11 protein-coding genes are annotated in these 13,768 nt (G+C 64.6%); 7 read left to right on the top strand and 4 right to left on the bottom strand.

Annotation, left to right across the window (positions count from 1 at the left end; all coding sequences use genetic code 11):
• Window position 1: 1 nt before the first annotated feature.
• A complete protein-coding gene (locus Pla133_RS06320) occupies window positions 2–634 on the bottom strand; it encodes an ECF-type sigma factor (protein WP_145063592.1) in 633 nt (210 codons plus the stop codon).
• A 1,174-nt stretch (window positions 635–1,808) separates the two neighbouring features.
• Between Pla133_RS06320 and istA (Pla133_RS06315) the strand changes: the two genes are divergently transcribed.
• The 3 genes from istA (Pla133_RS06315) (at window position 1,809) to Pla133_RS06305 (ending at window position 6,239) form a co-directional block, all read left to right on the top strand.
• The gene (gene istA / locus Pla133_RS06315) at window positions 1,809–3,404 is read left to right on the top strand and encodes an IS21 family transposase (RefSeq protein WP_145061394.1); all 1,596 of its coding nucleotides are present in this window, start codon (window positions 1,809–1,811) and stop codon (window positions 3,402–3,404) included.
• The gene (gene istB / locus Pla133_RS06310; protein WP_145061396.1) at window positions 3,388–4,137 is read left to right on the top strand and encodes an IS21-like element helper ATPase IstB; all 750 of its coding nucleotides are present in this window, start codon (window positions 3,388–3,390) and stop codon (window positions 4,135–4,137) included. Before istA (Pla133_RS06315) ends, istB (Pla133_RS06310) begins: the two co-directional genes overlap by 17 nt.
• A gap of 548 nt (window positions 4,138–4,685) precedes the next feature.
• A complete protein-coding gene (locus tag Pla133_RS06305) occupies window positions 4,686–6,239 on the top strand; it encodes a hypothetical protein (protein ID WP_145063590.1) in 1,554 nt (517 codons plus the stop codon).
• 453 nt (window positions 6,240–6,692) lie between these two features.
• Here the strand turns inward: Pla133_RS06305 and Pla133_RS06300 are convergent, their stop codons facing one another.
• The 3 genes from Pla133_RS06300 to Pla133_RS06290 form a co-directional block, all read right to left on the bottom strand.
• On the bottom strand, window positions 6,693–7,568 hold the full coding sequence (locus Pla133_RS06300) for a DUF2971 domain-containing protein (protein WP_145063588.1): 876 nt from the start codon (window positions 7,566–7,568) through the stop codon (window positions 6,693–6,695).
• 439 nt (window positions 7,569–8,007) lie between these two features.
• Entirely contained in the window at window positions 8,008–8,325 is a 318-nt protein-coding gene (locus Pla133_RS06295; RefSeq protein WP_145063586.1) for a hypothetical protein, read from the bottom strand.
• Between the two features lie 6 nt (window positions 8,326–8,331).
• Window positions 8,332–9,012 carry a hypothetical protein gene (locus Pla133_RS06290; RefSeq protein ID WP_145063584.1) on the bottom strand — a complete coding sequence of 227 codons (681 nt, stop codon included), beginning with the start codon at window positions 9,010–9,012 and terminating at the stop codon, window positions 8,332–8,334.
• Between the two features lie 280 nt (window positions 9,013–9,292).
• On the opposite strand from Pla133_RS06290, the gene istA (Pla133_RS06285) reads away from it, so the two are divergent.
• The 4 genes from istA (Pla133_RS06285) to Pla133_RS06265 all read left to right on the top strand — a co-directional run bounded on the left by istA (Pla133_RS06285) (window position 9,293) and on the right by Pla133_RS06265 (window position 13,663).
• The gene (istA, locus tag Pla133_RS06285; RefSeq protein ID WP_145063582.1) at window positions 9,293–10,921 is read left to right on the top strand and encodes an IS21 family transposase; all 1,629 of its coding nucleotides are present in this window, start codon (window positions 9,293–9,295) and stop codon (window positions 10,919–10,921) included.
• The gene (istB, locus tag Pla133_RS06280) at window positions 10,918–11,691 is read left to right on the top strand and encodes an IS21-like element helper ATPase IstB (protein ID WP_145063580.1); all 774 of its coding nucleotides are present in this window, start codon (window positions 10,918–10,920) and stop codon (window positions 11,689–11,691) included. The genes istA (Pla133_RS06285) and istB (Pla133_RS06280) overlap by 4 nt, the downstream gene beginning before the upstream one ends.
• A gap of 46 nt (window positions 11,692–11,737) precedes the next feature.
• On the top strand, window positions 11,738–12,388 hold the full coding sequence (locus Pla133_RS06275; RefSeq protein ID WP_145063578.1) for an integrase core domain-containing protein: 651 nt from the start codon (window positions 11,738–11,740) through the stop codon (window positions 12,386–12,388).
• Between the two features lie 130 nt (window positions 12,389–12,518).
• Window positions 12,519–13,663 (top strand): IS3 family transposase gene (locus Pla133_RS06265; RefSeq protein WP_419192185.1). Its coding sequence is split into 2 segments (ribosomal slippage): window positions 12,519–12,792 and window positions 12,792–13,663, totalling 1,146 coding nucleotides; the frame shifts between segments, so codons are not numbered across the junction.
• Window positions 13,664–13,768 lie beyond the last annotated feature (105 nt).

Here is a 13,768-nt window from a genome sequence, read left to right as displayed (position 1 = left end):
GTCACTCTGGCGACTCCCCTTCGGGAGTTCCCTTGTGCGCCCGCTTACCGCGCTGGTCGCACTCGCGCATCCACCAGCCCCTAATGTAGGCCCAAGCCGCCTCGAAGCGCTTTCGTGAGAGGCCCAATGCGACACCGGCTTCGCGTGGCCGGAGGCCGCCGAAACGGACCAACTCGAGCAGCGCACCGTAGTCCGCGTCGACAGCACTGAGTCTCTCGATCGCCTCGTCAACGAAGATGACGTCGTCCGGAGATGCATGAACGCATATCGCCGCCTCGTCAATCCGAGCAGGGGAGGCATACCGACCCCGCTTCAGTGCACCGCGGCGGCGTGCATTATCGAGCAGGACCGAGCGCATCGCGCGCGCTGCGAAGCGCAGGAAGTGCTCACGGCTCTGCCAATCGTCGGGCTTGGGCAGGCGTTCGGATTCGCCGCGTTGCTCGAACAGGTGGCGCAGTCGCAGATAGCACTCTGACAGGAGCACGCCTTCCTCGAGCGTGATCTCACGGGACTCGCCACGCATCAGGGACCCGGCGATCGCTTCCATGTCATGTCGTAGGATGGCAAACAAGGTGTCGTAGGCCTCGAGGTCGCCGCCGGCGGCTCGCTTGATCAATCTGGTCGGTTCTTCCATCGTGCCAACGTCCGATGCTTCACCCGGTCACTGTTGGTCGCCACTCCGCCAGTTGCCAGTCGTGGATCCCATCAGCCTTCCTGTAGAGGTCGAGGCTAGCGGGTGACGACCGGCCGTGGCACGCCTTCCAACGGAGAATCTCGAGCAGGCGCATTCGACGGCTCGCCAGCCCCGCCAGCTGCGCCGGAGTCCGGCACTCGCGCCCGAACTTCAGCCCGCGGTGCGGTCGGCAGAAGTTGTACCAGGCCCGTAGCAGCTCGAGTCTCCCAGACAGCCGCCGCATCGAGCGCGGGTGGGCCGAGGCCTTGCGGCGCAGGTAGGCTGAGCTCTGGCGGATGGTGAGGTTCAACCGCCCAATGAACGCGGTGTTGACGGGCAGACGGGGGCCGGGCGTCGGGGCATCGTGGGGCTGGGCCGAGGGTTCGCGGGAGGGGGCCTGATCGGCCGACTCTCAGTCGAGCGGCAAGTCCCCGGCCCGGCCTGGGTTGCGAGCCGACGGCAACAGTTGCCGGCGCAGGACCAGTGGCACGCCGGACCTCCCAGAGCATGCGCCCTCGGGGGGGTCGGCGCCATGCCACCGCTTCCGCAAGCGCTTGCGGGGTGAGCGCGTGTCCAGAAGAACGGCCCGACGGTCAGGACTCAGAGCCCCAGGTCGGCCCAGACCTCGCTCGCCGCAATCGGCTCACCGCTCTCAGCTAAGGCTGCCCTCGCCTCATCGCGGGCCAGGGCGCTTCACTAGCCTGAACGGGTCACCAACAACGAGCGGATGAAGCATCGCTCCGAGGGGCTGCCGGACGCTTACCGTGGGCGGAACACGGCGTCGGCGAGCTGAAGCGCGAAGCCGGCCTGGGACTGCGTGGCTGCGGCGACAGGTCGAGGCACAAGGGCGGCGTGGTCGACCTGGATGGATGCCTGGTCGCGCTCGAGGCCGCCCGTCATCGGCTCGATGTTGCAGCTCGGGGTATCAAGTCCACCTGTAGCCCGGCCAAGCTGGTCCACCCCGGCGGCGGGGTGATGGGCGGGTGAGATCGGCCAGGCTGGTCCACCCTGGTTCGGCCAAGCTGGTCCACCTCAGCTCGGCCAAGCTGGTCCACCGCCGCCAGTCCCGAAGGTCCTCCCGCCGGTCTACTGACCGCCCTCATCCTCTTCGGCTCCCACGAGCCAAGGAGGATGGATGGGCGCCAGGAGGACCGACATGCACAGACTTCAGGAGATGCTCCGCCTGCACAGGCTGGGGCAGGGATCGCGAGGGATCGCGCGACAGCTGCACATTGGGCGGGACACGATCCGTGCCTACATGCGCGCGCTCGCTACGGCGGGGCTGCTCGAGGGCGCGCCTAACGAGCTGCCCGACCTCGATCAGCTGCGAGCGGCAGTCGAGGAGCACGTCCAGTCGAGGCAGGCGCCGCAGCAGCGCTCCTCGGTCGAGCGGTGGGTCGCGACGATCGAGCGGCTGCGGAAGAAGGGGGCCGGGCCGAGTGCGATCCACGACTGGCTACGCCTGAACGAGCCGGACTTCGACGGCAGCCTCTCGGCCATCAAGCGTCTGGTGCTGCGACTCGCCGACGCGGAGGGTCCCAAGCCGACGGACGTAGCCATCTCCGTCGAGACGACCGCGGGCGAGGTGGCCCAGGTCGACTTCGGCTACGTCGGGAAGCGCTACGACCCCGAGCGCGGCGTCTTGCGCAAGAGCTGGCTCTTCGTGATGACGCTCGGCTGCAGCCGCCACATGCACACCCAGATCGTCTTCGACCAGAAGATCGAGACCTGGGTGAGGCTGCATGTCGAGGCGTTCGAGTACTTCGGCGGCGTGCCGCGCGTCATCGTGCCCGACAACTTGAAGGCGGCAGTGATTCGGGCCTCGTTCGGCGTGGACGGCGAACCCGTCTTGAACCGCACGTACGTCGAACTCGCACGCTATTACGGATTCCAGATCGACCCGACGCCGCCACGCGCGCCGGAGAAGAAGGGCAAGGTCGAGCGCGGAGTGCGCTACACGAAGGGAAACTTCTTCGCTACGCACGAGTCCGTCGACATCCACGAGGACCGGCGGGCGCTGCGGCGCTGGACGCTGGAGATCGCAGGGCGGCGCCGGCACGGGACGACTGGCCGCGCACCGCTCGAGTACTTCGAGGAGGAAGAGCGCGCTGCCCTGCTGAGCTTGCCGCAGTCGCGGTGGGAGCTCGTGATCTGGAAGAAGGCACGCCTGCATCGTGACAGCCACGTCCAGGTCGACGGCGCCTTCTACTCCGCGCCGTGGACCTTGCTGGGCCAAGACCTCTGGCTGCGCTGCACGACGCACTCGATTGTGATCTACGCCGAGGACTGCCGTCTTCACGCTCATTCGCGTGTGCCGCGCGGCAAGCGCAGCACGATCGAGTCGCATCTCCCCGAGCACCGCCGTGACCTCCGGCACCGCAGCCGCGAGCACTGGATCGTGCGTGCTCGGGTGATCGGTGAGGAGGTCGAAGTGCTCGCTGCCGCGATCTTCGACTCCGACGATGTGCTCTACCAGCTGCGCAAGGTGCAGGCGGTCGTCACGCATCTCGAGGGCTTTCCGCGCGAGCGCGCACGCGCGACGGCCAGACGCGCGCTGCACTTCGGCTGCCTCGAGTACCGCAGCATCAAGAGCATCCTCAAGCAGGGGCTCGACCTCGAGCCCCTGCCGGAGGAGTCCGGGCGAGCGTGGTCTCAGGGATCGATGTTCGCCCGCAACCCGAGCGAAACGCTCACAGCAATCCAGGAGAAGACCCATGGCGATCGCCGATGACCTCGTCCCCGTACTCAAGAAGCTCCGGCTCTCGGGCGTGCTTCAGACGCTCGACCTGCGCACGAAGGAAGCCGTCGATGCGGATCTCAGCCACTCCGAATTCCTCTTCCGCCTCTGCAGCGACGAGGTCGAGCGGCGCGACTCGAAGCAGCTCGAGATGCGCTTGCGACGCGCGACCTTCGAAACCACCAAGCGGCTCGACGACTTCGAGTGGTCCTTCAACCCGCAGATCCCCAAGACCAAGATCATCGACCTCGCGACCTGTGGCTTCGTCGCGAAGCAGGAGAACGTGCTGCTGATCGGGCCTGCCGGCGTCGGCAAGAGCCACATCGCCCAGGCGCTGGGAGAACGCGCTTGCCGCGCTGGCCACTCAGCGCTGTACACGACCGCCCACCGGATGCTCACCCAGCTGCGGTCGTCACGGGCCGACCAAGGCTGGGACAAGCGGCTCCTGCGTTACACAACGCCGGACGTGCTGATCCTCGATGACCTCGGCCTGCGGCCGCTCGAAGGTGACGAGCCGATCGACCTGTACGAGGTGATCCGAGCTCGCTACGAGCGGGGCTCGATCGTGGTCACGTCGAACCGCGCCATCGAGGAGTGGTACCCGCTCTTCCGCGACGACCTGATGGCCTCCGCCGCGATGGACCGCTTGCTCCACCACTCGCACGTCCTGGTGATGGAAGGGAGCTCCTACCGCAACCCGCCGACCAAAGGGCGCGAGGCTGTCTGATGCCCCGATCGAGGTGGACCAGCTTGGCCGAACTGGAGGATCTGTTTTTCCAGCCCCTCCTGGGCGCCCCTTTCTGGCGCTCCGAACCTCCCTTGCCGAGCACTCAATGACTGATTTCCGAGGGCACTGAGCTGGACCAGCTTGGCCGAACTGAGGGTGGACCTGACCAGCCGAACCTTGACAGCTCGACGATCACCGCCCGCGGCGCAGTCGGGGCTGGCTGACGGCCTCCGCAATGGACCGTGCACTGCCCCGCTGGAGCGCATGCACGACCCGCGCCAAGTTACAAACGCGAGTGGCTTGCGCGATCGAGGCGGCCCTGCAAGGCTCTCCCCGTGGTCGTGCTCGTCGGAGGGCCGTGCGCGAAGCAATCCTCGGCGCGCTTGAGCACGAAGGACTCACCTCACGAACCGTCGGCAGTGGATCGAGCAGTTACAACAGGGTAGAAGGAGTTTCGTCAACACCACAGGAAACCTGAGCAATCTTGATTCTCGAGGCCCGCGATTTTCGTTCCAATCGACGAGAGCCAACATCGACTTCGCACTGCCATGAACATCTTCTCGACCATCGCCTTGGCATCGGCCTGCACGGGCTTGACTCCGACGCTGATGCAGGACTGCATCCCCTTCGAGCCCCTCGCCTCGAATCCAGAGTTGTGTGTCTCCGGGCTGCTGTCGGTTGCCGGTGCCGTGTCTCCGGTTTGCCTGCCTCCTCCGTCCATCGAACAGGACCAGTATGAGGGGTACTCGGTCCGGGTGATCGAGGAACGCACGGACCTACTCCTAGAGGCACCGCTCTTGCTCGACGCCGCAGGGGCCGGTTGCTTCGATACAGATGCCGACCTAATACCCGGCAAAATTGGGGCTGGAGAGATTGTTTCGAGCTACCTCGTCCACTATGACCCGGTAGACCTGGACTCTTGGCCAGGGTCGATCCACCTTACTTTCGAAGGCGAGGTGGCTGGTCTGATCCTCACGACCTCAAGACTCGACGCTACTGACTCAGTGCTTGGACTTGCTGAGGTCGCCTATCCAATAGCTCCGTCCCAGCGCGGACTCGAGTTGAACACCTCAGCACAAGAGGATGCAGTCTGGATCTCAGAAGACCTGCACACCCTCGAGCTATCCCTGTCGGTAGTGCAAGAGCTTGACCAGCTACGCGTAGTCACAACTGCGGCGGCGCAGCTCACGGTGTATGAAAACGACCCGTCTGGTTGGCTGATCGCTACCGCGGGGTCTTCGGTCGTCACTCTGGACTTCGACAACGTCGCAGGATCGACTTCCGTCCCGATCGTCGGTAACGAGTTCTTGGCCGAGCTCTCCTGCCCGATTCTTACAGACACATCCGGGAACGGGATATTCGTCGGCAACCCCGCGCCCGGCCAAGTGCCCAACCCGCCGAGCCCTCCGAACATGCTTTCGCCCGCATGCACGCCATCGTGCGAGGGCGTAATTCGCGTGAGTTTCAGCGAACCCGTCAGAGCAGTCAGCGCCATCTTTATCGACGTCGAGGCGGACTTCGCATCGACCGGGCTCGGGTTGTCTCTCGGCGCAGCTCTACCCGACGTTGCGTTCTCGTCGCCGCAAGGTCAGGGGACGTTTTCTTTTCTAGGCGTCGTCAGCATTGTGCCTTTCACTGCGGTCGACATTCACTTCGCCACTGGCGCGAACATCGACGGCGTCTTGATCGATGATCTAGCTTACGCGACTACGGCGACCCACTTGCTTGCCAGCGAAACCATACGCCAGGGAGTCCCGCCCAACCCCGCGGCACTCTCGCCCGGCCAAACGAGTGGACCAGTGATCGGAGCGATGTGGGATCCGGTCATCGACCACACGACGTTCATGCCTGGCGCTCTAGTTGACGTCCTCGCGCTCGGCGTCGGTCCCGTCAACATCCCCGCTCCGCCGCTCGGTACCCTGCTATGTGATCCTGCAGGGCCCCTTCAACTCGTCCAGTCGGCGGCCGGGATTCCCTTCAGCGTTCTGGTCCCATCAGACTGCAGCCTCGTCGGGGTCACCCTCTGCACTCAAGGCGTCTCGATCAATGCGACGGCCATCGCACTAACCAACGGGCTAGACATCACCATAGGGACGTTCTGAATGTCGCGGGTTCGAGCCCGAAGGCGTACTGCCCGAATACTCCGCCAACGCTTCTCCGGCAGTTCTGACGGGGCGTCGAGGTCGTGCTTGATCCGGTCGATCTGATGAGCAGGCACACCTCTCCCGCTGATCCCTGCCAGATCAGGCCAGTCTCCCGCGCTCTGCGCCGCGCGTGATGCTTCATCCGTTGGCTGTTGGTGCTCAGCCCGCCAGTTGCCAGTCGTGGGCTCCATCGGCCTTCCTGTAGAGGTCGACGCTAGCGGGTGACGACCGTCCGTGGCACCCGTTCCACTGGAGAATCTAGAGCAGGCGTATCCCGTGGTCCACCAGGCCCGGTCCGACCTACGGCGTGATCACATCGTGCTCAGGCCGGTAGCGAGACTTGCGACCGTTGGGGCTAGCTGGCACGAGTTTCTTGAGCACCACAAGGTTGACCCGGACTCGGAGGGTACCTCAGGACTTCTGGAGGCTGTCGGGCGAGTCTCGCGCGCTGCCGAGAAGCGCGTCAAGCGTCGCATGATTCTCGACTCGCACAGTCGAGAGAGCGTAGTCATCCACGCCCTGAACAACGACCTGAACATCTGGTTGATCCGGAGCCTCTTGAGCGAGCTTATAGACCTGGCGCGCGATCGCTGGCTGTGCGCGTACACCGATGAGGATCGAGCTGATCTCACCCTCGCCCGAGCATTTCCAGATGTCTGCGTCACGCCGACCTTCGCTTTCGTCGGAGAAGAGGACTCTCCATTCCCTCTCGTAGCTCCACTCGGCGGACTTCGTAGTGAATGCGCGGTAGATCGTCTGTTGCCACCAAGCCGAGTCCCTGTCCCGAACCAAGACATCGGACTCCAGACGAGGAGGAGCGGAGGAGTACTGGACTTGCGAGATGGTCTCAAAGAGACCAGACGGGACGCCAGTTCGGACGCGGATCGCGATCCCGGAGTGCCCGCCTGCATACAGCGACCAGAGAACTGCCGAGCCATGGCTCTCGGACAACGACATGCTCGCGACGCCAGTCATTGCGTGTTTCCGGAGCGAAGCAACGAGCTGGTTGCGACCCTGATCAAGAGCCCCGGCCGCCGTCATCGCCATCTCATCCGTGACCTCGAGCTCGCTAGCATCTGGATCAAGATGGCGCTCAATGAACCTCCGCCCATCGTCGATGGTCGGCTGTTCGACCGTGAACTGGCCCTCGTACGCGTCGTTCAGCCATGCTAGCGGCCGAAGACGCCAGACACGCGCAAGCAGCAGCTCCGACAACCACCCCTCGAATCCGGTCGAGAGATCGAGGAAGCGGTAGAGGTACGGGGGCTGCTCGTGCTCACTCAACATTGTTTCTCGTCAACTGGTGAATGACCCGCCCGCCGCCCGCTCTCGATGGATGCGTTCACTAACTGTTGCTGCCCTTGCCCCTGATTCGATGCCCCTGGATTGCGCATGCCCTGCCTCCGTCCCGCATCGTAGCGAGCGGGCTCCTTCTCGGGGTGCCCAGGATCCGGGCTGACAGGATGCGGCGCCAGGACAGGGGCCCGGCGACGAGCCCGGCCTGCTGAGCCGGCGTCCTCTTCTTTCGCCCAAACTTCAGCGACGAGTGCGGGCGGATGAAGTTGTAGTAGCGGTGCAGGAGCCTGCGCTGTCTCTCCTTGGATCGCCACATTGCCGCGGCCTTCCGCCGGAGGGACACAATTGCGCGCAGGATGGTGACATTCCGCCGTTCGACGAAGCACATCTAGGTCGACTTCGAACTCCATGCACCAAGGGTGGGGGACGGTTAGCGGTTGATGAAAACAACGCGATCGCCCTGGAACTTGACGCTGAAGCTCTTCGCGCTTGACGACGTAGGCGTCACAACGACGCGGATCCACATCCAGAGTTCGCCTGTTGCATCGATTGCTGTGTCGGAGGGCTCGCTGCCGAGGATCTCGACCACCTCGGCCTTTGTCATGCCGAGCTCGACGCGCTTAGCGTCCTCCAGATCGAACTGTGGCCCCCGAACTGAAATGCAGCCGAGGACGCAGGCGCAGAGGGTGAAGCTGCATAGACGCTGGACGAACAAAGTCGATGGGTGCGGAAGGCGAAAGTGGATCATGGTGCTTCAGCCGTCCGCCGCGAGCGCCTCAACCGCATTAAGGATCGAACGCTCAGCAAGATGCGTCGGACACATCGTTCGCGTTGGCCCAGCGCCGCGAGTTGGATTCGCAATGGCGAGAGTATCTGAACCGCCAGTATCAAATGCCCACGAGCTGCGTATGACGCTTCCGCCCGACTCGCCTAAGGACTCCACGACGTACCTAGCGCGAACCTTCACTTCAGTCGTCGCCTCTCCGACCTCCCGAACGAAGAGGTTCATCCGCCCGGACAGATCGCCACTCCGGTACAGCTCGAGAAACTCTGCATAGTTGCCGTTGAAGACCAGCCGCTGACGTACCTCACCCGTAGCCCCAACTTGCCCCTGCGTCTGCTTAAAGTCCCACGTCCCGCCATCGACGAAATCACCGACGTTCGACGCCCCAAACGACAGCGTCATGAGCCCCGACGCCTTCTCAAAGTTGTCAATCGCGAAGTAGGTCCCAGAAACGTGGTCCACAAGCGCCTCCCACACAGGATCCATAGGAAGGTCGATCACCCTCGACCAGTCCCCTGGGTCCGTAGACGGCGTGGGCGGCTCATACGAGGCAGTCACGGTCGAACATGCCGACAGCAGCAGAGCCGCAGCAGCGATGGTGAACTTCTTTAACATGCCCAGCATTTTCTCGTGACGATCGATGATCTTCAACAATGGATCATCGGTTCGCTGTTGGTCACTACCCCGCCACTTGCCAGTCATCGACTCCATCAGCCTTCCTGTAGATGACAAGGCTACCGGGCCAGTACGAGGCGTTCCACGACCACCCCGCCAGCCCTCACCCCACCTGCCCCCGCTTTTTGAGCAGCCGCTCCCTCCAGCCTTGGGGATCACCCAAAACCGGCCAGTAGTGATCGGGTCAAAAGCGGCCAGTTGAAGGGGTGATCCCGGGACGTTGACGCGGCAGGAGGGCGTGTGCTCTTCGTGCCGGATGGGCAACGTCTTGAAGCACGAGAAGCAAGAGCAGATCCGAGCACTGGGCCGGCTGGGCTGGTCGATGAGGCGCATCGAGGATGCGACGGGGGTGCGTCGTGAGACGGTGAGCCGTCATCTGAAGGCGGCCGGGATCGAAGTCCGGGGGCGGCGTCAGCGGCGCCTGGAGGCCGATTCAAATGCGGCCGGTTGCCCGACCACCGACTCCGAGGCCGATTCAAATGCGGCCAGTTACCCGATCACCGACCCCGGGCCGGATCCAAGAGCGGCCAGTCAGGTGACCACCGACCTCGAGCGGGCGCCGGCTCCAGGCTGGAGTCCGATGGCGAGCCGGTGCGAGGCCTTCCGCGAGCAGATCGAAGCGGCTGTGGCGAGGGGCCGTAATGCGAAGTCGATCTGGCAGGAGCTGGTGGACGAGCACGGCTTCGAGGCCGGCTACCAGAGCGTACGGCGCTTCGTGCACAAGCTGCGGGGCAGCGTCGCTCGCGAAGCCCACCCCACGATCGTGACCGCGGCGGGCGAGGAAGCACAGGTGGACTACGGCACGGGCCCGATGGTGCGTCACCCCGAGACGGGCAAGTACCGCCGGACACGGCTCTTCGCGCTGACGCTCGGGTGCAGCCGCAAGGCGGTGTGGCTCTTGTGCTTCAAGTCGAGCTCGCAGACGTGGTGCGAGCTGCACGAAGACGCCTTCCGCCGTCTCGGCGGCACGACGAGGACGGTCGTGCTCGACAACCTGAAGGAAGGCGTGCTGAAACCCGACGTGTACGACCCCGATCTGAACCCGCTGTACCGCGACATGCTCGCGCACTACGGCGTCGTCGCGCTGCCTGCGCGCGTGCGGCATCCCGATCGCAAGGGCAAGGTCGAGCGCTCAGTCGGCTACGCCCAGGACACGGCGCTCAAGGGGATGCGCTTCGAGAGCTTGGAGATAGCTCAGGCTCATCTCGATCGCTGGACGGAACGCTGGGCCGACACGCGCATCCACGGCACGACCAAGCGTCAGGTCGCCGCGATGTTTGCCGAGGAGCAGCCGACGCTGCAAGCGCTGCCAGTCGAGCCCTTCGGCTACTACCAGTACGGCACACGCACGGTCCACCTGGACGGCTGCGTGGAAGTCGATGCCGCCTACTACGGAGCGCCGCCCGGCTGGATCGGTCGCCAGGTCGCGGTGCAGTGGAGCTGTAGCTGGGTGCGTCTGCTCGACCTCGGGACCGGCGAGCTCCTGCGCGAGCATCGCAAGAAGCGTCGAGGATGGCGCTCGGTCCATCCGTCGGATCGTCCGGCTAAGACGCCTGTCACGACGCTGCAACTGCTTGCCAGGTCTCGCGGCGCGGGTGCATCCGTGGGCGCGCTGTGCGAGGAGATCCACAAGAGGCGCGAGGAAGGCGGCGTGCGCCAGATCCAGGGCGTGCTGTCCCTCGTAAAGAAGTACGGCGACGCACCGATCGAGAAGGCGTGCGCCGTCGCCCTCGAGGTCGGCGCTCCCAACTACCGCTTCGTCAAGAAGTGGATCGACCGCAAGCCACCGGCGCCGCTCTCGCTGCGGCAGGTGGATCCGCTGATCCGCGAACTCTCGCTGTACCGCGACCTGATCGACTCTAGAACCGAAACCGGAACCCAATGAACAGGATCGAGATCGACAAGGCCCTGAGGAAGCTGCGGCTCTCGGGCATGGCCAACACCCTGGAGACACGACTGCTCGAAGCCCAGACCGAGCGCATGCCTCCGATCGACTTCCTCTCCCAACTCGTCTCGGACGAGCTCGAGCGGCGAGGGGATCGACTGATCGAGCGCCGCATCAAGTACGCCCGCTTCCGAGATGCGGATCGAAGGCTCGACGACTTCGACTTCGACTTCAACAAGGAGATGAATCGCCGGCTGGTCTTCGATCTCGCGACCGCTCGCTTCGTCTCGAAGGCTGAGGACGCTCTCTTCCTGGGCCCCCCCGGCACCGGCAAGAGTCATCTCGCCCAGGCGATCGGGCAGGCTGCGATCCTGCAAGGCTGGGCCGTCGCCTACCGCGAGGCCCACGTCCTGATCGAGGAGATGGCCGACGCGACGCTCGACAGCGCCCGCAGCGAGTACCTGGCCAAGATGGAGAAGGTCCCACTGCTCATCGTCGACGACCTGGGCATGCGCAAGCTGCCGCATACCGCGGCCGAGGATCTGCTCGAGCTCATCATCCGGCGCTACGAGCGGACCAGCACCATCCTGACCTCGAACCGGCCTGTCGACGACTGGGGCAAGCTCCTAGGAGACACCGCGGCTGTCACAGCACTGCTCGATCGGCTGCTGCACCACGCGCACGTCCTGAAGTGTGGACCCAAGAGCTGGCGCACTCAGAAGCGGGCCTGCGCAAGAACGGATCAACCCGTGCTTGCCTTGAACGACTGAAATCCGCTAAACCGACACCCGTCCCGGTCGCTCCAACTGGCCGCATTTGACCCGATCACAACTGGCCGCTTTTGACCCGATCCCCGAGGTCCGCAACACGCTGCTGCACTTTCGCGAGGCGCGGTGGAGGTGCCGCGTGGAGGCCGGACGCACGCTCGTGACAACGGATGCCTTCAAGTACAACGAGCGGGTGATCGCGCGCGTCTTCGGCCCAACTTGCGTGCACGCCCAGGTGGAGAAGCGGTACCGAAAGGGGCGGGTCGTGCGAGCGGAACGCAGGCTCGTCCTCGGGCAGGATTGGATGCTCGACGAGGCGCTGGGGCGGTCGGAGGATTCGAAGACGATCAACACGTCCTACGTCGAGCGGCTGAACCTGACCATCCGTCGCTCCCTCGCCTGCCTGCAGCGGAAGACGACGGCCATGTGCCGGTCCGAAGCCAGCCTGCGCGAGCAGCTCGAGCTCTTGCGCTGCTACTACAACTTCATCCGCCCGCACTCGTCGCTGAAGTTTGGGCGGAAGAAGCGGACACAGGCTCAGCAGGCCGGGATCGTCGCCGGGCCCCTGTCCTGGCGCCGCATCCTGTCAGCCCGGATCCTGGGCACCCCGAGGCGAAGCCCACTCGCTACGATGCGGGACGGAGGCAGGGCATGCGCGATCCAGGGGCATCGAATCAGGGGCAACGGCAGCAACAGTTAGTGAACGCATCCATCGAGAGCGGGCGGCGAGCGGGTCATTCACCTTGGCAACTGGAGAAGCGGTCTGGCCAACCGGAGCCACGGGCCAAGCTATGCTGGCGGGTGCCAGGAGGAGGGGCATCAGTAGCCAGATGAAGCGGAAACGCAGGACGCACAGCGCCGAGTTCAAGGCGCGAGTCGCGATGGAGGCACTCAAGGGCATCAAGCCGGTGCACCAGATCGCGGCCGAGAACGAGATCCACCCAGTCCAGGTGTCGCAGTGGAAGAAGGAGCTGGCCGAGCGGGTCGGCGAGATCTTCGAGCGCAAGAACGCTCGCTCGGACGAGGCGGTGGACGACAAGCGGCGAATCGCCGCGCTCGAGCGCAAGCTGGGCCAGGTCATCATTGAGCGGGACTGGCTCTCGGAAAAGTCCAAGGAGCTGGGGATCGACTGATGAGGAAGCAACTCATCGACCGAGGCCATTCCCAGCTCAGCATCCGCCGGCAGGCGGACTTGGTCTCGGTCAATCGGAACCGAATCGAAGTGAGCGAGCGTCGGCTGAGCGCGGACGACCTCACTTTGAGGCGGGCGATCGACGAGCTGCATCTCGAGTACCCCGTTTTCGGGTCGAGGCGGCTGGTCGTGATGCTCGAGCGGAGAGGGATCGTGGCGAGCCGTGACCGGGTGAGGCGAGCGATGCGCGAGATGGGCATCCGGGCGACCTATCGCCGCCCGCGCACTTCGGTCAAATCGCCCGAGAACCGCGTCTACCCGTACTTGCTTCGAGATTTGGCGATCGAGCGTCCGAACCAAGTTTGGTGCTCGGACATCACCTACATCCCCATGGCTCGGGGCTTCGGGTACCTCGTAGTGATCATGGACGGGCACAGCAGAGCTGTCCTGTCCTGGCGCATGTCGAACACGCTGGACACGGACTTCTGTGTCGAAGCGCTCGAGGCGGCTCGCGAAGCGGCGGGCAGCTGGCCCGAGATCATGAACACGGATCAGGGCTGCCAGTTCACCAGCTACGCCTGGACCTCTGTGCTTCGCGAGTCCGGTGTCCGAATCAGCATGGACGGCAAGGGACGCTGGATCGACAACGTGATGGTCGAGCGCCTCTGGCGCAGCCTGAAGTACGAGGACATCTACCTCAGGGCCTACCAGGACTTGGCCGAGCTCGAAGTCGGACTCGACCGGTGGCTGACCCACTACAACCACGACCGTCCTCACCAATCCCTCGGCTGGCAAACGCCGATGGATGTCTACGCGCCGCAGGCCAAGGCACCCGCTGCCTAACGAGCACCCGCGGTGCCGAGGGCCCGCTCCGGCCTACGGCCTCCGCGGGCCCTCGGCACCGCGACCACCCACGACCCCAACAACCCAAGCCAAGTCCCCAAGCCT

The organism is Engelhardtia mirabilis (genome assembly GCF_007748095.1).
Taxonomy (GTDB): Bacteria; Planctomycetota; UBA1135; order UBA1135.
This window is presented reverse-complemented; position numbering and strand designations above follow the sequence as displayed.

Excerpts from the sequence above, each read along its gene's own strand:
- istA (WP_145063582.1), top strand. The coding sequence starts at position 9,293 with ATGGGCAACGTCTTGAAGCACGAGAAGCAAGAGCAGATCCGAGCACTG.
- Pla133_RS06320 (WP_145063592.1), bottom strand. The coding sequence starts at position 634 with ATGGAAGAACCGACCAGATTGATCAAGCGAGCCGCCGGCGGCGACCTC.
- istA (WP_145061394.1), top strand. The coding sequence starts at position 1,809 with ATGGGCGCCAGGAGGACCGACATGCACAGACTTCAGGAGATGCTCCGC.
- Pla133_RS06295 (WP_145063586.1), bottom strand. The coding sequence starts at position 8,325 with ATGATCCACTTTCGCCTTCCGCACCCATCGACTTTGTTCGTCCAGCGT.
- Pla133_RS06300 (WP_145063588.1), bottom strand. The coding sequence starts at position 7,568 with ATGTTGAGTGAGCACGAGCAGCCCCCGTACCTCTACCGCTTCCTCGAT.
- Pla133_RS06305 (WP_145063590.1), top strand. The coding sequence starts at position 4,686 with ATGAACATCTTCTCGACCATCGCCTTGGCATCGGCCTGCACGGGCTTG.
- istB (WP_145063580.1), top strand. The coding sequence starts at position 10,918 with ATGAACAGGATCGAGATCGACAAGGCCCTGAGGAAGCTGCGGCTCTCG.
- istB (WP_145061396.1), top strand. The coding sequence starts at position 3,388 with ATGGCGATCGCCGATGACCTCGTCCCCGTACTCAAGAAGCTCCGGCTC.